Source organism: Rhodoligotrophos sp. CJ14, assembly GCF_038811545.1.
In the GTDB taxonomy this organism is placed as follows: domain Bacteria; phylum Pseudomonadota; class Alphaproteobacteria; order Rhizobiales; family Im1; genus Rhodoligotrophos; species Rhodoligotrophos ferricapiens.
The window spans coordinates 1,672,239-1,691,424 of sequence record NZ_CP133319.1 but is presented as its reverse complement, the minus strand read 5'-3'; the positions used below and the strand labels follow the sequence as shown (position 1 = coordinate 1,691,424).

At 59.4% G+C, this 19,186-nt stretch carries 23 protein-coding genes; all 23 read left to right on the top strand.

Annotated elements, in window-relative coordinates; translation table 11 throughout:
- The first annotated feature begins 115 nt into the window (after positions 1 to 115).
- The 23 genes from RCF49_RS07790 to RCF49_RS07680 all read left to right on the top strand — a co-directional run bounded on the left by RCF49_RS07790 (position 116) and on the right by RCF49_RS07680 (position 19,185).
- Positions 116 to 553 (top strand): DUF6362 family protein, encoded by a 438-nt coding sequence (locus RCF49_RS07790; RefSeq protein ID WP_342643462.1) that lies wholly within the window; start codon positions 116 to 118, stop codon positions 551 to 553.
- Between the two features lie 810 nt (positions 554 to 1,363).
- Entirely contained in the window at positions 1,364 to 1,657 is a 294-nt protein-coding gene (locus tag RCF49_RS07785; protein WP_342643461.1) for a hypothetical protein, read from the top strand.
- 2 nt (positions 1,658 to 1,659) lie between these two features.
- The gene (locus tag RCF49_RS07780; RefSeq protein WP_342643460.1) at positions 1,660 to 1,938 is read left to right on the top strand and encodes a hypothetical protein; all 279 of its coding nucleotides are present in this window, start codon (positions 1,660 to 1,662) and stop codon (positions 1,936 to 1,938) included.
- Between the two features lie 178 nt (positions 1,939 to 2,116).
- Positions 2,117 to 2,365 carry a hypothetical protein gene (locus tag RCF49_RS07775; RefSeq protein ID WP_342643459.1) on the top strand — a complete coding sequence of 83 codons (249 nt, stop codon included), beginning with the start codon at positions 2,117 to 2,119 and terminating at the stop codon, positions 2,363 to 2,365.
- The gene (locus tag RCF49_RS07770; protein WP_342643458.1) at positions 2,320 to 2,727 is read left to right on the top strand and encodes an HNH endonuclease; all 408 of its coding nucleotides are present in this window, start codon (positions 2,320 to 2,322) and stop codon (positions 2,725 to 2,727) included. Before RCF49_RS07775 ends, RCF49_RS07770 begins: the two co-directional genes overlap by 46 nt.
- A 579-nt stretch (positions 2,728 to 3,306) precedes the next feature.
- Complete coding sequence (locus tag RCF49_RS07765) at positions 3,307 to 3,606, top strand: hypothetical protein (protein WP_342643457.1); 300 nt, start codon at positions 3,307 to 3,309, stop codon at positions 3,604 to 3,606.
- On the top strand, positions 3,603 to 5,282 hold the full coding sequence (locus tag RCF49_RS07760) for a terminase large subunit (protein WP_342643456.1): 1,680 nt from the start codon (positions 3,603 to 3,605) through the stop codon (positions 5,280 to 5,282). Before RCF49_RS07765 ends, RCF49_RS07760 begins: the two co-directional genes overlap by 4 nt.
- 23 nt (positions 5,283 to 5,305) lie before the next feature.
- Positions 5,306 to 7,276, top strand: a complete 1,971-nt coding sequence (locus RCF49_RS07755) for a phage major capsid protein (protein ID WP_342643455.1) — start codon at positions 5,306 to 5,308, stop codon at positions 7,274 to 7,276.
- Positions 7,277 to 7,343: 67 nt separating this feature from the next.
- On the top strand, positions 7,344 to 7,679 hold the full coding sequence (locus RCF49_RS07750; protein ID WP_342643454.1) for a hypothetical protein: 336 nt from the start codon (positions 7,344 to 7,346) through the stop codon (positions 7,677 to 7,679).
- 59 nt (positions 7,680 to 7,738) lie between these two features.
- Complete coding sequence (locus RCF49_RS07745; protein WP_342643453.1) at positions 7,739 to 9,061, top strand: phage portal protein; 1,323 nt, start codon at positions 7,739 to 7,741, stop codon at positions 9,059 to 9,061.
- Positions 9,061 to 10,464, top strand: a complete 1,404-nt coding sequence (locus RCF49_RS07740) for a hypothetical protein (RefSeq protein WP_342643452.1) — start codon at positions 9,061 to 9,063, stop codon at positions 10,462 to 10,464. Before RCF49_RS07745 ends, RCF49_RS07740 begins: the two co-directional genes overlap by 1 nt.
- Positions 10,464 to 10,799 (top strand): head-tail connector protein, encoded by a 336-nt coding sequence (locus RCF49_RS07735; RefSeq protein ID WP_342643451.1) that lies wholly within the window; start codon positions 10,464 to 10,466, stop codon positions 10,797 to 10,799. Before RCF49_RS07740 ends, RCF49_RS07735 begins: the two co-directional genes overlap by 1 nt.
- A gap of 19 nt (positions 10,800 to 10,818) precedes the next feature.
- Positions 10,819 to 11,016, top strand: a complete 198-nt coding sequence (locus RCF49_RS07730) for a hypothetical protein (protein ID WP_342643450.1) — start codon at positions 10,819 to 10,821, stop codon at positions 11,014 to 11,016.
- A complete protein-coding gene (locus RCF49_RS07725; RefSeq protein ID WP_342643449.1) occupies positions 10,994 to 11,338 on the top strand; it encodes a head-tail adaptor protein in 345 nt (114 codons plus the stop codon). The genes RCF49_RS07730 and RCF49_RS07725 overlap by 23 nt, the downstream gene beginning before the upstream one ends.
- A complete protein-coding gene (locus RCF49_RS07720) occupies positions 11,338 to 11,757 on the top strand; it encodes an HK97-gp10 family putative phage morphogenesis protein (protein ID WP_342643448.1) in 420 nt (139 codons plus the stop codon). The genes RCF49_RS07725 and RCF49_RS07720 overlap by 1 nt, the downstream gene beginning before the upstream one ends.
- The gene (locus tag RCF49_RS07715; protein WP_342643447.1) at positions 11,754 to 12,146 is read left to right on the top strand and encodes a DUF3168 domain-containing protein; all 393 of its coding nucleotides are present in this window, start codon (positions 11,754 to 11,756) and stop codon (positions 12,144 to 12,146) included. The genes RCF49_RS07720 and RCF49_RS07715 overlap by 4 nt, the downstream gene beginning before the upstream one ends.
- Positions 12,147 to 12,182: 36 nt before the next feature.
- Entirely contained in the window at positions 12,183 to 12,629 is a 447-nt protein-coding gene (locus RCF49_RS07710; RefSeq protein WP_342643446.1) for a phage tail tube protein, read from the top strand.
- A gap of 2 nt (positions 12,630 to 12,631) precedes the next feature.
- A complete protein-coding gene (locus RCF49_RS07705; protein WP_342643445.1) occupies positions 12,632 to 13,072 on the top strand; it encodes a gene transfer agent family protein in 441 nt (146 codons plus the stop codon).
- Between the two features lie 118 nt (positions 13,073 to 13,190).
- Positions 13,191 to 15,191 (top strand): tape measure protein, encoded by a 2,001-nt coding sequence (locus RCF49_RS07700; protein ID WP_342643444.1) that lies wholly within the window; start codon positions 13,191 to 13,193, stop codon positions 15,189 to 15,191.
- On the top strand, positions 15,191 to 15,538 hold the full coding sequence (locus RCF49_RS07695; protein WP_342643443.1) for a hypothetical protein: 348 nt from the start codon (positions 15,191 to 15,193) through the stop codon (positions 15,536 to 15,538). Before RCF49_RS07700 ends, RCF49_RS07695 begins: the two co-directional genes overlap by 1 nt.
- Positions 15,538 to 16,062 (top strand): DUF1833 family protein, encoded by a 525-nt coding sequence (locus RCF49_RS07690; RefSeq protein ID WP_342643442.1) that lies wholly within the window; start codon positions 15,538 to 15,540, stop codon positions 16,060 to 16,062. The genes RCF49_RS07695 and RCF49_RS07690 overlap by 1 nt, the downstream gene beginning before the upstream one ends.
- A 7-nt stretch (positions 16,063 to 16,069) precedes the next feature.
- On the top strand, positions 16,070 to 16,498 hold the full coding sequence (locus RCF49_RS07685) for a hypothetical protein (protein WP_342643441.1): 429 nt from the start codon (positions 16,070 to 16,072) through the stop codon (positions 16,496 to 16,498).
- Positions 16,495 to 19,185 (top strand): hypothetical protein, encoded by a 2,691-nt coding sequence (locus RCF49_RS07680; RefSeq protein WP_342643440.1) that lies wholly within the window; start codon positions 16,495 to 16,497, stop codon positions 19,183 to 19,185. The genes RCF49_RS07685 and RCF49_RS07680 overlap by 4 nt, the downstream gene beginning before the upstream one ends.
- Position 19,186 lies beyond the last annotated feature (1 nt).

The window sequence follows — 19,186 nt, the reverse complement described above, 5'->3', positions numbered from 1 at the left end:
CATGGGCTCGCGGATGGATCGAGGCAGGCGGCCCGAACTTCTCACCCGATCGCCACTGCCCCGGCTGCCCAGGGCATGAGCCATATGATTTCACAGCAGAGTTGGGGGCCACGCATTGAACCAGACCGCCTGGAAGCAGCACCTCGAAGCACGAGCAGATGGCATTGCCGAGACGGCCGATCGTATCCGGCGCGCGATCCTCACCATGGCGGCTATTCCAGATCCGGATGCGCGCTTTGTCTATTCTGGCGTCACCCTGGACTATCGAGCCGTTCGCGATGTGCGGGAGGCATATGGGTGGGACGAGGCCCGCGCCCGCCGCTTCCGTCCAACGCCTCGCGATATCGATGACCTGCTGGTGATCTGGAAAGCGCTGGCGTGGCTTGTTCAAAAGCCAAACGGGCGGCGCGATCTCAAGCTACTCATGGCCCGTGCATTCGATACGCCATGGTGGAAACTGGGCATGATCTTCGGCCGGGACGAGCGCACTCTGCGGAGATGGCAAGACGGCGCCGTAACCGCTGTGCATCTACATCTGGTGAGCCAAAAATAATTCTTTACAAAATGTCCGGAATGTCCGACATTTTACGTGATTTGGTCATATGATGACCGCCGTGTCTGAGCCCGCCGGAGAGATCCTAAGCGGGCTTTTTGCTGCCTGGTAGATCGTCTTCTCCCACGGAATCAGTTTAGGGCCACTGCAGGCGAGACAGCAGCCCTAAACTTTCCAACGTAGCCGTCAGCCTTCTTGATTGGCCTCAGGTGAGACTGAAGTGGCAGGGCTCGCGGCACGCGCGGGCACCTCGTCCATTCCGGCCAACTTATTTGCACAGAGTTGATTTGCGTCGCTGACCTGCTCCTTTAGACCGGGGATTTGCGCCCAGCCACCCTCCTTGACGAAAGTATCGCGATCCCAGCTGCTCTCTTTCTTCAGATCGACAAGGAGCTGAGCTGCATTTGGTGAGGAGACGAACCTCTGGACGCAAAGATTAGATACGAGTTCTGCGCGTGCTTCGCCTCTCGCGTCAGAGACCATTTCGTTTGCGGTCCCGCCAGTGACCCATCCACCCCAAGTAAATCCGATGATCATGGTGGCCGCGATACAGCCTGCGCACGACCATAACCAGAGTCCTTTGGAAGGCCTGAACTCAGCCCAGCGTTGTAAATATCAGCCATCTCTTGGCTCCCTCCTTTGTTGATTCATTTTTGTACAAGAGCAGGGTACCGGACAGGTTCGCATCTGTGAACCCTTGAAGGCAAAAAAGCGGCCGAATTGCGGATTAAACCATCGTCCTGCGCTAAGGACAGCGAGGAGTATCAGGCCCGGGCTCAAGCGCTCGGATACGGCACGGATACACCGCGCATGTCGCGCGATCATGAGGCGACCCACCACCTTCTGGCCACATGGCTTGGCCTGCCGCACAGTCCAACATTGTACGGCGTTGCCGCAAAGCAGACCTATCCGGATTGGATGCTCGAGGAAGCAGCTGTGCTGGCAATCCAGGCATTCGCCAGGGCAAACGGGGTGGATCTGACCACACTCGCCATTCGCATGGCCACGCGACGGCAGCGGCATCGCTCTGCAATCACTGGTCGGTTTATCAGCAAGGCTGACGCAGAGGCGAGCCCAGAGACCATGGTGAAGGAAGCAGGCTGAGCATGTGGCAGGTTCTGCGCAAATCGGGACCGGACGCCGCGGCGCATGCGTTTGGGGCTGCTGTGATCGTCCTGGTCTGCGCCTTCCTGCCGTACTGGCTTGGCCTGTCCATCGCCGTAACTGGCATCTGGTTCATGCGGGAGTGGACCCAGGAGCAGGCCAAGACCGGCGATTATGATTTTCGGAATGCGGTCAACCCGCTCGCATGGTCGGACGGCAAGAACCTCGAATGGATTGCGCCAGCTGTGGCTGCACTGGTTGCGGCGTTCTTTGTGATCTAGACCGCTCAGCTCCGTATGCGTTAGCCTCTCGGATGAGCTGAGGGGAAACGTCATGCGGATTCTGATTGCCGGTCTTGCGGCCTTGGCGCTTGCTGGATGTGCTCATATTACGCCAAGAGACAACGAGCCCTCTGTCACCTTGCATTCATCAGCGTCACTGGACGATACAGCAGCGTGTGTGGTCCGTTCGCTCAATACCCAGATGCACACGAACAATCCCTTGGGCGTGAGCATCACCCATAAGACCGAGATTATCGAGCCGGGCCGAGTGTACGAGGTCAGCCCGCAGCAGACCATCACCCTTACGGCCGAGATCTACTTCATTCGCCTCACAGCCGTTCAACCATCCGGCACGCGCATAGACGTGCATGTGATCTCGACATGGCGCGATCAGGTCGAGCCGGCAGTCAGGTTCTGCGCTACCTAAAAGAGGGATGCCCAACATTGGGTAAGCTGTCAGGCTTGCGTCCTCGCATGGCTTCCCTTGCGCCCCGCCTTGGCTATGCCCCTGGAGACGAGAAGGCGAGAGACCAGCAACGCCGCTCAACCCAGCCTTGGCGCGCTTGGTACAAGACGACGCGTTGGCAGAAGCTTCGGCAGCGCGTCTTCCTTCGCGATCATTATACCTGCCAGCTCTGCGGCAAGCTTGAGGGCAACACAAGCAGGCTGATCGGAGATCACAAGGAGCCACACCGAGGGAACGAGGCAGCGTTCTTCAATGAAGAGAACGTCTGGACCTTGTGCAAGCCGTGTCACGATAGCGAGAAGCAGAAGCAGGAGAAGCGATGAGTGGCCAGACAACATGGTCCGTCTGACTGGGCGCCGCCGCTATCGTGCTTCTGACGATGGAAGCATCATTCTTCAGGTTGAGGAAGAGGAGCGCTTCCGCACCAACTATGGTTCGGTCCGATGCCCCGGCACGCTGCCATATTGGAGAGACGCCAGGGTGGAAGATCTCACGGCGCACGATGCAATGGAGGCGGAGACAGTAGGGCTTTTAGCCGGGGGGAGTCGAAAAGTCTGAGGGGCTTCTCTCGCCGGGACCCGCGCGCCCCTCATTCGGAGATTATTTCTGTCTGGGGGCCTTAGACTGCGTACTAGACCAGAATTCACATGAGCAGATCAACCAAAATCGACTGGGCTGCAGTAGAGCTTGAGTTCAAAGCTGGGAAAGCGTCTCTGCGGGAAATTGGCCGGAAACATGGGATTTCCGAGGGGGCTATCCGGAAAAGAGCGAAGGCGGAGGGGTGGTCTCGCGAGAAGGTACGCGCGCGAACTTGCGTACCAACCCATGTTGAACCCCAGGTCATCCCGCCGACACTCGACGTGAAGCCAGAGCATCTGGTCACCAATGGCCAGGAGTTGGTCATGAGAATGCTCAGCGAGCTCGATGCCACCACTTCGCATGTGGGGGAGCTGGAGAAGCTTATCGAGCAGGCGACTGCGAATGACCCGAACGACAAGCGCTATGAGGCGATGATGCGGGCGGTGAGCCTCCCGACCAGGGCTAACATCATCAAGACGCTGGCACTGGCGGCGAAGACACTTTCAGAGACCGCGGCGCCGCAGGGCAAGAAGCAGGAGCGCCAGTTGGCTGCCGAGAGGGTTGCGAGCGGCAAGTTTGGCGTGCCTTCCGCGCCCAAGTTGGTGGTCGATAACAAACGATGACGGAATGGAGCACGGCGTGTCCCGATTGGGAGCGCCGGATCAAGGCTGGAGAGAGCCTGATCACGTTCCCGCCCTTGTTTCCTGATGAAGCCGCAGCCGCGCTCGATGTGTTCAAGGCGCTCCGTATCGTGGATGCGCCAGGAAGCCCGACATTCGGGGAGGCCTGCGAGCAGTGGGTCTTTGATTTCGTCGCTGCGATCTTCGGTGCCTATGACCATGAGAACGCGCGCCGGCTGATACGGGATTTCTTCCTGCTCATCAGCAAGAAGAACTCGAAATCGACGATAGCCGCCGGGATCATGCTCACAGCGCTGATCCGCAATTGGCGTCTTTCGGCAGAGCTTTTGATCCTAGCGCCGACGATCGAGGTTGCTGACAACTCATTCAAGCCGGCCGCCGATATGGTGCGGCATGACGAGGAACTATCGGCCCTCCTGCATGTGCAGGATCATGTTCGTACGATAACGCACAGAACCACGAAGGCCTTTCTGAAGGTGGTGGCGGCGGACAGCGACACGGTGTCCGGCAAGAAAGCCGCCTTTGTGTTGGTCGATGAGCTGTGGGTGTTCGGCAAGAAGCCAAATGCCGATGCGATGCTGAGAGAGGCGACGGGCGGGCTGGTCTCGCGCCCGGAAGGGTTCGTGATCTATCTCTCGACGCAAAGCGACGAGCCACCGGCTGGCGTGTTCAAGGCGAAGCTCGATTACTTCCGGAACGTTCGGGATGGCGTCATCAAGGACAATAAGAGCCTAGGCGTGCTGTTCGAGTTCCCGCCGTCCATGATTAAAGACAAAAGCTGTCTAGAACCGCGGAACCTCTACGTCACGAACCCGAATATTGGGCGCTCTGTCAGCCAGGAATGGCTTGAAGATGAGCTTACGAAGGTTCTCGCGGCCGACGATGGTGCAAAGCGGACCTTCTTCGCGAAGCATCTGAACATTGAGATCGGGCTGGCGCTTCGGAACGACGCTTGGGCCGGAGCGCGGTACTGGAAGGCGGCTGGAGATCCAGGTCTAACTTTGGAGTCGCTGCTCGAGCGATCGGATGTTGTCGTGGCGGGCGTGGATGGCGGCGGCCTCGATGACCTGCTTGGCCTCGCTCTGATCGGGAGAGATCGGATCACGCGGGACTGGCTGCTTTGGAACAAGGCCTGGGCGCAGACAGACGTTCTCGATCGACGCAAGGACATCGCGTCGGTGCTCCGTGATTTCGAGCGCAATGGGGATCTAGTGATCTGCGAGGAGCCTACGCAGGACATTCAGGAGGTTGCCGACATCATCGAGCGCGTTTGGCAATTCGGCCTGTTTCCCGAGAAAGCGGCGATCGGTTTTGACCCGCAGGGCGTGGCGGCAATGGTGGATGAGATTGCCTCCCGCGACATCCCCGATGAGGCAATGATCGGGATCGCGCAGGGTTACCGGCTGTCCGGTGCGGTTTGGGGAATGGAGCGGAAGCTGAAGGACGGCACGCTGTGGCATGCGGCCCAGCCGCTCATGACCTGGTGCGTGGGTAACGCGAAGGTTGAGCAGCGCGGGAATGCCGTGCTGGTCACCAAACAAATGGCGGGCAAGGCAAAGATCGACCCGCTGATAGCCGCTTTCAACGCCGTGATGCTGATGAGCCGGAATCCGGAGCCAAAGCGCGAGCCGGAATACCAGATGATGATCTTCGGCTGACCAGCCGCAGGAGACTACCAACAATGAACAGGGCGTATTCGGTCCTGACCGTGAAAGCGGTCGAGGAAGAGCAGCGTATTATCCGCGGCGTTGCCACGACCCCCGCTCCGGACCGTGTCGGCGACGTAGTTGAGCCTCTGGGCGTCAAGTTCACCAACCCGATGCCGCTGCTTTGGCAGCACCAGTCGGACAAGCCGGTCGGCACAGTGAAGTTCGACAAGCCCACGAAGGACGGCATCACGTTCGAGGCCAAGCTTGCCGATATTGCCGAGCCTGGTGCACTGAAGGACCGCATTGACGAGGCTTGGCAGTCGGTGAAAGCGGGCCTTGTCCGCGCCGTCTCGATCGGGTTCCGAGCTCTCGAATATGCCTTCATTGAAGGCACGGGCGGCATTCGGTTCACCGAGACCGAAGTTATGGAGCTCAGTCTCGTCACCATCCCGGCCAATGCCGACGCCACCATCACCGCAATCAAGTCGATCGATGCCCCATTGCTCGCCGCGACCGGCAAGGAGCCAAGGCCAGAGGATCGACCTGTGCCCCCCGGCGCCTCGGGGAAGAAGACCACCAAACCCGTCAACCTGAGGCCGAAGGAGGCCACTGAAATGAAGACGCTTGCTGAGCAGATTGCTGCTCTCGAAGCCAAGCGCGCGGCGAACGCTGCCCGCATGGAAGAAATTCTGACCAAGGCGGCCGAAGAAGGCCGTTCGACCGATGAGGGCGAACAAGAGGAGTTCGATACCCTCGAAGCGGAGGTCGAGCAGATCGACGGTGACCTGAAGCGTTTTCGCGCTCTGGAGAAGGCCAAGGTTGCCACCGCCAGGCCAATCAATGGCAGTCAGATCAAGAGCTCTGCAGACGGAGCGGCGGCCCGCACTGGTGTGGTGATCAAGTCGCCGAAGCCAGAGCCTGGAATTCGGTTTGCTCGGTATGCACGATGCCTGGGGCTTGCTCGCAAGCAGGGGCGCGACCTGTTGAGCGTGGCTGAGGAGCAGTACGGCACTCGCGATCCCGATCTGATTGGGATAGTGAAAGCGGCTGTCTCTGCCGTGAACACGACCACTGACGCGGCTCTGATCGGCAATGAGGGTGGTTTCGGCGATTTTGTCGAATATCTCCGCCCAATGACCATTGTTGGCCGCTTTGGCAATGGCGGCATTCCCGGACTGCGCCGGGTGCCCTTCCGCGTTCCTCTGATCCGCCAAACCGGTGGCGCTGTGGGGTACTGGGTGGGGGAGGGTGCGGCCAAGCCGCTGACCAAGCCCACCTGGGGCCGCATCGAGCTTGGACCGCTGAAGGCAGCTAACATTGCTGTCGCCACGATGGAAGCTCTGCGCGACAGCTCGCCCTCGGCCGAAACGCTGCTCCGTGACGATCTCGCCGCAGCCATCGCCGCTGCGATCGACACGGCATTCATCGACCCCGCCAATGCGGGCACGAACGGCGTGAAGCCGGCCTCGATCACGAACGGCCTCACCCCGATCCCATCAAGCGGCAACGACGCAGCGGCAATCCGCGAGGATGTGCGGCTTGCGATGGCTGCCTTCATTGCGGCCAATAACCCGCTGTCGTCTGGCGTCTGGATCATGTCCGCAACGACTGCCCTGGCTCTTTCGATGATGCGGACCGCCCTCGATCAACCCGAGTTCTCGGGGATCACTATGAACGGCGGCACGTTCTTCGGACTGCCGGTGATCGTGTCCGAGTATATCGACGGCTATGTGGTGCTCGCCAATGCCGGCGATATCTGGTTTGCCGATGACGGTGGCGTGGCAGTTGACATGTCCACTGAAGCGTCGCTGGAAATGGCCGACAACCCAACTGGTTCGTCTGTCACCCCGACAGCGGCGCAGCTCGTTTCGATGTTCCAGACGAACAGCGTAGCGTTCCGTGCCGAGCGGACCATCAACTGGGCGCGCCGTCGAGATACGGGTGTGGCTCTGATTTCCGATGTTGCCTGGGGAACTCCGGAGCCTGCAGAGCCCGAAGTCTGATCGTCTGCTGAGACTTTTGCCGGTCGCGGGTGACTGCGGCCGGTTCTCCTTCATCGGAGTGCAAACCATGAAAGATCGCGTGATCGCTAACCGATCGATGACATACGGCACACGCCGACTGAATGCTGGCGATGAATTCACTGTGCCTCGCCGGGATGCTGATCTTCTGGTCCGCATCGGCCGAGTCCGCTACGCTAGCGCGGTGCCCGATAGCAAAATTGAACGCGAATCGTTCGGTGGCAAAGGGGATCACGATGGTGAGGGCAAGACGGGTGGGAGCAAGGCTGCAGACGAAGATCTGACCGCCCTCCGTCGCGAATATCAGGAGAAGCTTGGCAAGCGGGCATTTGCTGGATGGGATGCTGCAGAGCTTCGCAAGCGCATGGCCGAAGCTAAGGTCTGAACAAGGTGGCAAAGCCCCGTTTCAGGATCCGGTCGGACGGTACCGGCATTCGCGTCGTCATGCCTGACGTTCGTGAGAAGGCGCTCTCCCCGGTGTCTCAGCCCGGGGGCTGGTGGCCGATTGTGCGGGAAAACTACCCGGGCGCATGGCAACAAAATGTGGAAGTTAAATACGACTCCGTTCTATCCAATCATGCCGACTTCGCATGTCGCACTTTGATCGCCTCGGACATTTCGAAGCTCCGGATAAAGCTCGTCCAGAAGGACAGCGCTGGCATCTGGACGGAGACGACCAATTCTGCCTACTCGCCAGTCCTCCGGAAGCCCAATCACTTTCAAAATCGGATCCAGTTTATCGAAAGCTGGGTGCTTTCGAAGCTCCAGCGCGGCAACACCGTGGTGCTGAAGAAGCGCGATAGGCGCGGAATCGTGAACGGCTTGTATGTTCTGGATTGGACACTTGTTACACCGCTCGTAACCGATACCGGGGAGGTCTATTACGAGCTCAGTGTGGACAACCTGTCTGGTATCTCGGAGCGGCTGATCGTGCCCGCGTCCGAGATTATCCACGACCGCTTCAATTGCTTCTTTCATCCTCTGGTCGGGCTATCACCAATCTTCGCTGGCGGGCTCGCTGCAATGCAGGGCTTGGCGATCCAAAATGACAGCACGCTGTTTTTTCGGAACGGAGCCCAGCCCGGCGGCGTGCTAACAGCACCGGGCGCGATTAGCGATGAAACTGCCAAGCGGCTGAAGGAATACTGGGACACCAATTTCTCGGGGAAGAACGCCGGGAAGGTGGCCGTACTCGGAGACGGCCTCAGATATGAGGCAATGAGAGCTAAGGCTGTCGACTCCCAGCTAATTGAACAACTTAAGTGGTCCGCTGAGGTCGTGTGCGGCGTCTATCATGTGCCGGCTTATAAGGCCGGTGTAGGTGCGCCGCCGGCCTACAACAACATCCAGAACCTGAACCTTGAATATTATACCGGATGTTTGCAGCGGCACATCGAGGACATCGAGGCGTGTCTCGATGAAGGTCTAGGAATGGATGGCGTCACCATCGGAACCGAGTTCGAGGTCGACGATCTTCTGCGCATGGACACTGCGACACAGTTTGAGGTTGCTCAAAAAGCCAAGGGAACCGGCACCTTGAATGAGATCCGGCGTCGAGTGAACCTTGGCCCGGTAGAGGGCGGCGACACCATATACCTTCAACAGCAAGACCACTCGCTAGCGGCGATCGCGGCCCGCGATGCGATGTTGATAAACCAAGCAAACACCGAACCGGCACAAGCTGGGGCGGAGATACCAGCCAATGACAATCAGGCCGAAGTCGAGGCCCGAGCAGCTCTCATCGAGATATACAAGGGACTGCGTTGATGTTCGATGGCAAGGCCTTTGGCCGCGAAATCGTTACTGCGGTCAAAGAGCATGTTTCGGGCGCACTCGCTCCCCTGGTGGCGCGGTTAGACGCGTTGGAGCGTGGTTTCAAAGATATCCCTGCGCCAAAGGATGGAAAAGACGCCAATCCGGAAGATACCGCTTCAATAGTCATTGAGCGTTTGCGCGGTGAACTCGCAGCCCTACGTACAGACCTCGACACCCTTAGCAAGCGACCCGAGCCAAACGTACCGCAGACGGTCACAGATGTTCTCGCCAAGCTCCCGCAGCCTCTCTCGATCACTGATGTGAAAGGCGCAATCGAGCAGCATACAGAAGCACGGTTCCTCGAAGTTCAAAGCGCAATTGACGATCTAGAGAAACGGGATTTACTGCCGCTGATCACTGAGCGGATTGACGAAGCATTACAGACAATCCCTCCACCGCTTAGCCGCGCAACGGTGCAGGAGATCGTGGACGAGAGCTTGGTGTCCGCACTTTCTGGCCTTCCGACCAAAGAAGGCATCGCTGCCGAGGTTCTGGAGCGAGTTCAGGCGGAGGTAAACGAATCGACAGAGATCCTCAAAGCGACCTTCGTCCACCGCGGCGACTTGGATGCGAAGATTCAATCCATAGTCAGCGAGCAAATCTCTGGAATGCCGCTACCTCAAGACGGGAAGGACGCTGAGCCCGACGAGGTGGCCTCAATCGTGATTCGACGGGTCGAGGGTAGCCTAACGGCGCTTTGGCAGGCCCTTGAGAACCTGAAGGCAGAGCAACTCTCTCATCTGAGAACCGCTATAGATCAGGCCGTATCCGAACTGCCAAAGCCGAAGGACGGAGAGCCGGGAAAGAGCGTGACTGTTGAAGATGTTCGGCCGCTCGTCGAGCGAGAGGTATCTAATGCAATTGCTGCCTTGCCACCGCCTGAAAAGGGAAAGGATGGCATTGGGCTTGCCGGCGCATTGATTGATCGAGACGGGAATCTGGTCCTCACCCTCTCCGACGGCAAGCTATGTGAGTTGGGGCGCGTGGTTGGCAGAGACGGCAAACCTGGTCGCGATGGCTTCGGCCTGGACGAGTTCGATGCATCTCTACTCGAGGATGGCAGAACGGTGGTCCTGTCTTTTTCCCGCGGTGATATCGAAGAGCGTCACGAGCTCCATTTCCCTGTGGTGCTCGACAGAGGTGTGTTCAAGGACGGAGGTAGCTACCTCGTTGGGGATGGCGTCACTTGGGGTGGCTCTTACTGGATCGCTCAGAAGAATACTGAGGCTAAACCGGGTGAAAACAGCGACTGGCGCTTGGCTGTCAAGCGCGGCCGGGACGGCAAAGATGGCGTAGTCAAGGCGCAGGCGCCGGTGGCTCCGATCCGTGTCCGGGGCCCAGCGGAGGCGAACTGATGGTCGCGCTCGCAACCCTCGACGAGTCGAAGCGGCGTCTCAACATCGATACCAGCGACTTTGATCAGACGATCGAAGGGTACATCGAAGCGGCTTCGGCTTCGGTGGTCAACTACCTTAAAGGGCAAGCTAAACAGCTGCTTCAGCTCGATGGAAATGGCGAGATGCCTCCAGATTTCGTAGTCCCGCCTGCCATCGTCACAGCCACAATCATGCTGGTCGGATACTGGTTCAGGAACCCCGATGCAGATCCGGACGGAGATTTCGAGCAGGGTTATCTCCCGAAGCCGGTCACGGCCATCCTGTATCCCTTGCGAGACCCTGCTCTTGCCTAACCACCTGGAGGAAAGGGTGATGTGGGTGACGTTCGATCGAGATTTTCCCTATCACATCCCGGAACACAAGGGCCGTGCCACGATCCATTACAAGGCCGGCGAGACCTACAATGTGCGCCGGGAATGCGGTGAACGGGCAATCGCCGGCAAGTACGCGAAGGCAGTGAAGAGCCCGCGCCAAAAGCAGGAAGAGAATGAGAGCCGGCCAACTTCGTGAGCGCGTTCTGTTTCAGACCCGCTTGCCGGACCAGGACGATGGCTACGGCAACGTGATTGAGGGCTCCTGGACCGATGAGTTCGCGGTCGCAGCCCGTATCCAATTCCTGCGGGGTACAGAAAGCGTGATGGCCGCTCGTCTGGAAGGGCGGGAGCCGGTCATCATCACCGTACGCCGATCCAGTCAAACAGAGCAGATCACGCCTGATTGGCGCGCCGTGGATGCGCGGAACCCTGATCGGATCTTCAACATCCGCGGCGTCTCTCCTGATGAGAAGCATACCGTGTTTGACATCCTTGCTGATGGTGGAGTGGCGACCTGATGGCTCGCGGTGTTCAGGGTCTGGAGAAGCTTCGCGCCAAGCTGCGCGCGCTGCCGGCCGAGACGAAGAGACAGCTGCGCGAGGCACTGGATCACAATGCCGATGAACTGGTGGCAATGCAGAAGCGCCTAGCACCAAGGGGCCCAACCGGAAATCTCATCCGTAGCATCCAAAAGCGCGATGGTGAGCACGAACTTCAGATCAAAGTCGGCGCTGGTGGGCCACTAACCACCAAGCCAGTGCGAAACGGTGCAACAGTGGAGTTCGACTATTCGGGCGCCGTCGAGTTTGGCACTTCAGATACTGCGGCCAAGCCATTCTTCTTCCCAAGCTACAGAGCTTTGCGCCGCCGAATGCGCGGCCGTACATCTCGAGCCACTTCAAAGGCCGCCAAGGCTGTAGCGAAGGGCGGCAAATGAGCGACCCAAGCCTTGCCGTTCAGGGCGCGATAAACACGACGCTCCGCAATGCCGGTATCTGTCAGGGGAGAGTCTATGACCGTGTTCCGGCAAAGCCGACCTTCCCCTATGTGACCATCGGTGAGGGCGACACGGTTGGCGACGACAACGGCTGCTTCGATGCGTCTGAGGTGAACCTCTCAGTCCATGTCTGGAGCCGGACAGTAGGTTTTCCAGAGGCCAAGACGATCGCCGGACAGATCCGGGGCCTGCTGAAGACGGAGTTCGCGCTGCCGGGCTTCAATGTGTCTGTCGCTGAGTATGTGACCACCCGGTACATGCGCGATCCTGACGGGCTCACAAACCACGCCGTTGTTGAGTTTCGTTACCTCATCGACCACGACCACTAAACCCTTAGGGGCTCTTTCTGACAGGAGAAGACTGCCATGGCCACGCCCGCGACCCGGACGGGGACGAAGCTTTATTTGAAGATCGGTGATGGTGGCTCGCCGGAAGTGTTCAGCCATCCATGTCTGATCAATGCCGAGCGAGGCGTAGCCTTTCGCTCGAGCACGAATGACGTGGTGGTTCCGGACTGCACCAACCCAGACGATCCCGCTTGGCGCGAGCTGGTCAAGGATGCTCTCAATGTCGGCCTGAACGGCGCTGGCATCATGGACAACACGGTGGAGAATTATCAGGCCTACACCGAATGGTGGAAGCTCGATGAAGCCCGCAATGTCCAGATCTGGGTCGACACCCTGGGTTATTGGTCGGGTGCATTCAAGCTGACCGAGTGGGAGATCACGGGCAACCGGGGGGAGAAGATCAACGCCTCGATCACCTTGGAGTCTGACGGAATTGTCTCGGACTTCACGCCCGGGACACCGTGAGCATGAGTAGAGACGGACGGGTTTCGCTGGTCTGGGCCGGTGACGAGCGAGAATTCCGGTTGGGCATTGATGAATGCCTTGCCTTGGAAGAGCGGCGCAACACTGGGCTTGGTGAAGTTCTCTATCGCCTCTCGACCAACGCTTGGCGCATCGAGGACATCCGCGAAACATTGCGGTTGGGACTGATCGGAGCAGGCGTCGAGGGCAAGAAAGCGCGGGAACTTGTTGAGGCGCAGGTGTCCCCGGGCAAGCTCGCAATGCACGTCCTGACGGCTCAGGCCGTGCTTCTGGCCGCCATTGCCGGTGATGCCAATGATGCCGGTGACGATGAGGGAAAAGCGGAGGCGGCGACGGACGTGACAGAGCTGAACGGCTTTCCGCCGCCGCCCTCTACCGAGCCGGAGCAGTCCTCGGATACACCCCCCAAGAAGTCGGACGAATGAGCCTCTGGCAGTTCGCAAAATGTGTCGAGGGCTGGCAGCAAGCACATGGCGGCCAGACCGGTCCTAAGCCTCCGACTGAGGAAGAGTTCGAGGCGATGAAGCGCGCTCATGGAGATGCATGATGGCTGAAACGACCGACCTTCAGCGCCTCGTCGTCTCTCTCGAAGCCAACATCAAAAACTATGAGCGGTCTCTTGCCAGAGCAAATGGCCAAGCGCAGCGCCAGACGAGGCAAATCCAAAGCCGGTTCGAGCAGCTGAACCGCAATGTAAGTGGCCAGATGGCGGCACTCGGCCGGAGCATGACCGGTGTTTTCGCCGGGGCTCTCGGCGCTCGAGAAATCGTTAGGTTCGCGGACAGCTTTACCCGAATTCAGAACGCCTTGCGGGTTACGGGGCTGGAAGGCGAAAAACTGACCAGCGTGTATAATCAGCTACTCGCCTCGGCCACGCGGAACTATGCTCCGCTCGAGTCCTTGGTAACGCTCTATAGTCGGCTATCCCTTGTCCAAGGGCAGTTAGGCGTCTCGTCGGCGCAGATAGTGGACTTCACGGATCGGATTGCGCTCGCGCTGCGCGTTGGGGGGACTTCTGCTCAAGAAGCAAGCGGTGCTCTCCTTCAGCTGTCACAGGCGCTCGGCGGCGGCACAGTGAGGGCGGAAGAGTTCAACAGCATAGTGGAAGGAACGCCCACTATTGCCCTGGCTGCAGCACGCGGTCTTGAGGAAGCTGGCGGTTCAATTGCCAAGCTGCGCCAGCTTGTGGCGGATGGCGCCGTGCCGTCCAAGGCATTCTTTGATGCATTCATTGTTGGCTCCCAGGAGATGGCTCAACAGGTCGCGGGAGCCCAGGTCACAATGGATCAGGCTTGGCAAAACATTCAGACCGCGCTCACGCACACCATTGGCCAGCTAAACCAAGCGTCTGGAGTAGGAGATATTGCTGGCGTTGCCATGCAAGAACTGGCCGACGAGATTGGCAGAGTTGGCGCGAATGCAGGTGAGATCTTCGATAACCTGCGTACTCTCGTCGGATGGCTCAATGCCATCAAGACAGCCGGGGATAACGCTGCTACTGCCATAGGCAACCTCACCGGCCTCGATCATATCGGCCCTTGGATTGAGAGGCTGACCGGGCTCGACGTCTCAGCTGAAGGCCAGAGCAGCAATGCCGCTGCCAAAGGGGATCGTCAAACAAGGCAACCGACTGATCTCGGCACAATTCGGCCGCCGGTTTCTCTCAGGAGCTATGCACCGGCTCCGCTCTCCGGGCCAGGTGGGGGCCGCTCATCTGGCGCGTCGGAAGCGGAACGCCAAGCCGATGCGATCAAGCGGGTCACCGAGGAATTGCAGTTCGAGTATGATCAGCTTGGTCGCAACGAACTCGCTCAGCGCATTGCGACAGAGCAGCGCGCGGCCGGCGTATCAGCGGCCTCTGAAGAAGGTCAGGCGATCGCCAATCTGGTTTCTCGAAACTACGCCCTCGAACAAGCCCAGGATCGAGCCACAGAAGCACAGCGCCGCTTGAACGATGCCCTGCGCGATGTTGAGTATATGGGCTCCTCGGCGCTTTCCAGCATAGTCACGGATCTGAAGAACGGGGAGAGTGCGGCCAAAGCATTCGAGAAGGCGCTGGACCGCATTCTTGACCAGCTGATCGATATGGCCTCGCAGCAGCTCTTTGCGGCGGCCTTCTCGGCAGCGCTCCCTGGCGGCGGTGGCGGCATGGGCCTGTTTGCATCCGGGATCTATCACAGCGGTGGTGTAGCGGGTCAATCGCGTCAGTCTCGCTCCGTCCATCCGGCTTTGTTTGCCGGCGCTCCTCGGTATCACTCAGGTGGGGTTGCCGGCCTCCGCCCGGGCGAGGTGCCGGCCATCTTGCAGCGTGGCGAGCTTATTATTCCGAAAGGCGGTTCGCGCTCGGCGGCTCCCTCCCTCAACGTCAATATCATCAACAATAATGGTTCGGATGTCAGGACCCGCCAGAAGCAGGGGCCGGACGGTGTGGATATCGACATCGTGCTTGATCAGAAGATGGCTAAGATGTTGACCAATCCATACACCCAATCTGGAAAGGCCCTGGCGCAGCGTGGCGTTAACCCGCCAATGCGGAGGTTCTGATGCTGATCGCATGGCCAGCATCGCTGCCCCAGAAGCCGGTGCGCGGTTTCGCAATGTCGGAAGAAGACAATGTCGACCGTTTCGACACTGACTATGGGCCGCCGCTCACCATGGGGCGGTCGACATCTGCCGGGCGCACATATTCCGTCACCTTCGTGATGACGAATGCGCAGAAGGCAACATTTCGCGACTGGTATAAGACGACATTACGGGATGGCCTCTTCCCTTTTTGGTTCGCCGGCCCTGACGATCATCAGCCTGGGCGGTGGATCATGACAGGCCCGCCCCAGTATTCCGCAGTCGGTGCGAAATGGCAGGTTTCGCTTGAGATCTACCGGTATCCCTGATGGCTGATGATCTCCTCTGGTCCAATAATGTACTGGGCGAGAGCAACGTCTTTGACGTTGATACGCTCCCCGAACTTGACGAGATGGTGGGCGACCAGGAGCTGGCCTATTCCAGGCTTCTCCTGCTCACCATCACGCATTCCCCATTGGCCGAGCCGATCCGGGTTGTGAACGGCCGCGAGAACGTTATGTCGCGCGGAGAAGAGTTCCTGGCTTTCGCTTTCCATCTGGAGCGGCCGAGCGATAGCGAGGGAACACCGAGCGGCCGACTGGTCATCGCCAATACCGACCGCCGGATAGGCGACACGATCAAGTCGATCTCGGGCCCGGTGTCCGTGAAGATAGAATATGTGCTGGCGAGCGCGCCGGATGAGGTGCAACTGGCCTATGATCATTTCGAGCTCGTGAATGTGACCGCGACCACAACGCGGGTTGAAGGCGATCTTATCCAGCAGCGGCTGACATCAAACCCGTGGCCGTGGCAGCGCGTGACGCAGGCGCGGTTCCCGAGCCTCTTCCGATAGGAACCTGATGAATTGGGCGGATAGTTACCTCGCGATCCCCTTTCGCGAGAACGGGAGAACGCGCGCCGGGCTCGACTGCTGGGGCCTCTATCGGCTCATCCTTTTGGAGCGCTGCGGGATCAAGTTGCCACTTTATGACGGCATCCCGACTGGTGCTCTGCGCCGGGTCTGTCGGGCTATGGATCGCGACCGCCATGGAGAGGAATGGCTGCCGGTGACCGGCCCCATGCAGCCCTACGATGCTGTTCTGATGACTGGGCAATATGTCGGGGTGGACGGGATTGAGCGCACCGGGATCGTGCATATCGGCTGTGCGCTGGACAGCAAGCGCGTAATCCACATTGAAAGGGATGCTGACGTTGCAGTCCAGGACCGGAATAGTTTGAGGCTCCGGCACCGCATCAAAGACATTCGCAGGCATCGCTCGCTCGCATGAACCAGATTGTCCCTGTCACAGCTGCCGCGGAGCCGCTTGCCCGTCCGCGCCTGGAGTGGTGCGCGCGAGAAGGGGCTACCATAGCGGAGATCGTTCGCGAAGCGATGCGAGCCGATCCGGTGTTTAGGGACTTCCCGGCTTGGGGCGTCGTCATCGTCGCGAACGAAACATCGGAGATCACCGTCCCTCGCCATCTTTGGCGGCATACTCGGCTAAAGGCGGATCGGGTGACATCCGTTCGCCTTGCCGTGCGGCTGCAAGGGAGCGGTGGCGGCAAGAGCATTTTCACCACCCTGGCCACAATTGCCATTATCGGCGTGTCACTTTGGGTTGGCGGCGCGGGTATTCCCTTGCTTGGGATTGCCGGCGGATCATTCGGTGCTCAGGCCTTAGCTGCTGGAGTCGGCATCGTCGGGCGTTTGGCTCTGAATGCATTAGCTCCGCCTGCAACTCCGAAGCAGCGTGGCGGCGGTTCCCCCGATGCACTCGGCCAAGCCGGCGCGACGGGCGTCAATCAGCTCGCTCCCTTCGATCAGATCCCGACTGTAATTGGCCGGATGCGCGTTGCCCCCAGGCTGATCTGCCCGATTTGGATCGAGAACGATGGCAATCGCCGCGTCGTTCACATGATCTGCGGCTTCTCGGGCCATCACACGCTGAGCGATGTCTGGATCAATGGCGGTTCGATCACGGGGGCGGATAACTACACCGTCAACATCTTCGACGGGAATGGAGGCCCGCCAAACCTGCCTGATTTCCCGCGGGTTGGCGCATCACAGATCATCAACACGCGGCTGGATAGGTACCAATTCTCGGAAGCAGACACCGCGGACGCGGCAGTGTTGGTGGACCAAACCACCCCGGACAACAGCTTGCCGAAATGGGTGCGCTACGCCAGCCGGGAGGACCCGGACGAGATCCACATCAACTATCATCTTCCGGTAGGTCTTAGCCGGGACAATGCGGACTATCCTGTCTCCATCATCGCGGTTCAGCATCGCATCAGGCGTCGTGGGGAGACAGCTTGGCGCATGTTGCCGAGTATATGCATCTACCAAGGCAACGAGTTCAAACAGGCGCCCTTTCGGGTTTCAGTGAGGCTGATTTTTGCGCCGTTTCCAGGTGGGGGAGATCTCCACCCAGGCTCCGCGAGAGGCGGCGTTGGCGCGGTTGTGAGTTACGCACCGCCGGATGCGATAAGCGGTACCCCTGCGTTTGAGGCGGATCCTTACTTCGAGCGCATCGACGCGGGTGAGGTTATCAGGTCTGGAAGCCAGCGGCGCATCCTTAACGGCGTCGAGATCTACCTTGACCCGGATGAATGGCCAAAGGGCGCCTATGAGATCGAGACGATCCGCTCTCCAGTGATGCGTGTGGACCCATTCGCGTCCCCCACATTCGAGTGGACTATCCACACTAATCCCTGGCGGTGGTTTCAGGACGGGCGGCATGTCGGACCGAAAGGTTCGGGTCCAGATCGTTGGACCGTCTCGGAAGTGATGCTCGAGGACATCACTTCGGTTTGGAACGAGCCGCCCGTCCAGGCGGACAATATTGCTGTGGTCGCGGTGAAGGCCTCGGATGTCGAGATCCAGAGCTTGACGGTGATGGCGCAGGGCATGGCGTTCCACTGGACTGGCTCCAGCTGGGGACAGACACCGCAGCAGATGCGCAACCCTGCAGCTTGGTATCGTCAGATCCTGCTCGGCGCGGCGAACAACAAGCGGCCGACCCCGCAGGCTCTTCTGGACGATGATAATCTGGGCGATTGGTATGAGGACTGCCAGTCTCAGGGTCTTGAGGTGAACGCTTATTGGGAGAGCGGTAGCGTTGAGCAGGCCCTGCAAATGGTGGCTGCCTGCGGCCATGCCGCCGTCCGCAGATCTGAGACATGGGCCGTTGTAATCGAGCGTGATCGTTCTGCCGAGACACCCGTCCAGTTGTTCACCGAACGCAATAGCTTCGGATTCTCGCTGGATAAGAGCTTCGATGAGAAGCCGTTGGCGATCCGCGCGACATTCTTCGATCGAAACAATGATTATGCCGTGACTGAGCGGGTGGTATACGCGGACGGTTACAATGCCGGGAACCTGCCAGGGGACGCGCTGGTCGAGGCGGTAGATTGCATCGGGCTCACCTCTGCGGCCGAGGTGGACAAGCGGATCACGCTCGATCTGCGCCAGGACCGTTATCGCGACAAGCATTATCTCGATGTCGCCTTCAACAGCCTGCGCGCTCAGCGCGGCGAGCTCGTGGGCGTGCAACACTTCCTGCTCGATCGGCACGCTGGCTCGGGCCGGGTGGTCGAGGTGATCCGCGATACTGACGAGATGGCCACTGGGATCGTGGTTGATTGGGACCTGCCGCTTTCGACCGTGAATGACCTCCTCTGGGCCGAGAACATCCTTGCTGAGGATGATATCTTCTCACTTGGCACGGCTGCTGTTGCAATCGAGTTGGGAGATGGAACGGTCATCACCAAGGAAGTCGCGGAAGCCCAGATCACGCGCGAGTTGACTTTCTCGACGCCTGCCATGCTTCCGGAGCTCAGGGCCGGGCTCCTGGTCACCGTTGGCGCCGCATCGGGCGCTGTCGTGAAGCGCATGCTCATTTTTGACGTCAAGCCGAACGGGCCGGATCGCGCCCGCCTCGCGCTTGTGGACGAAGCTCCTCAAATCCACGCCTAAG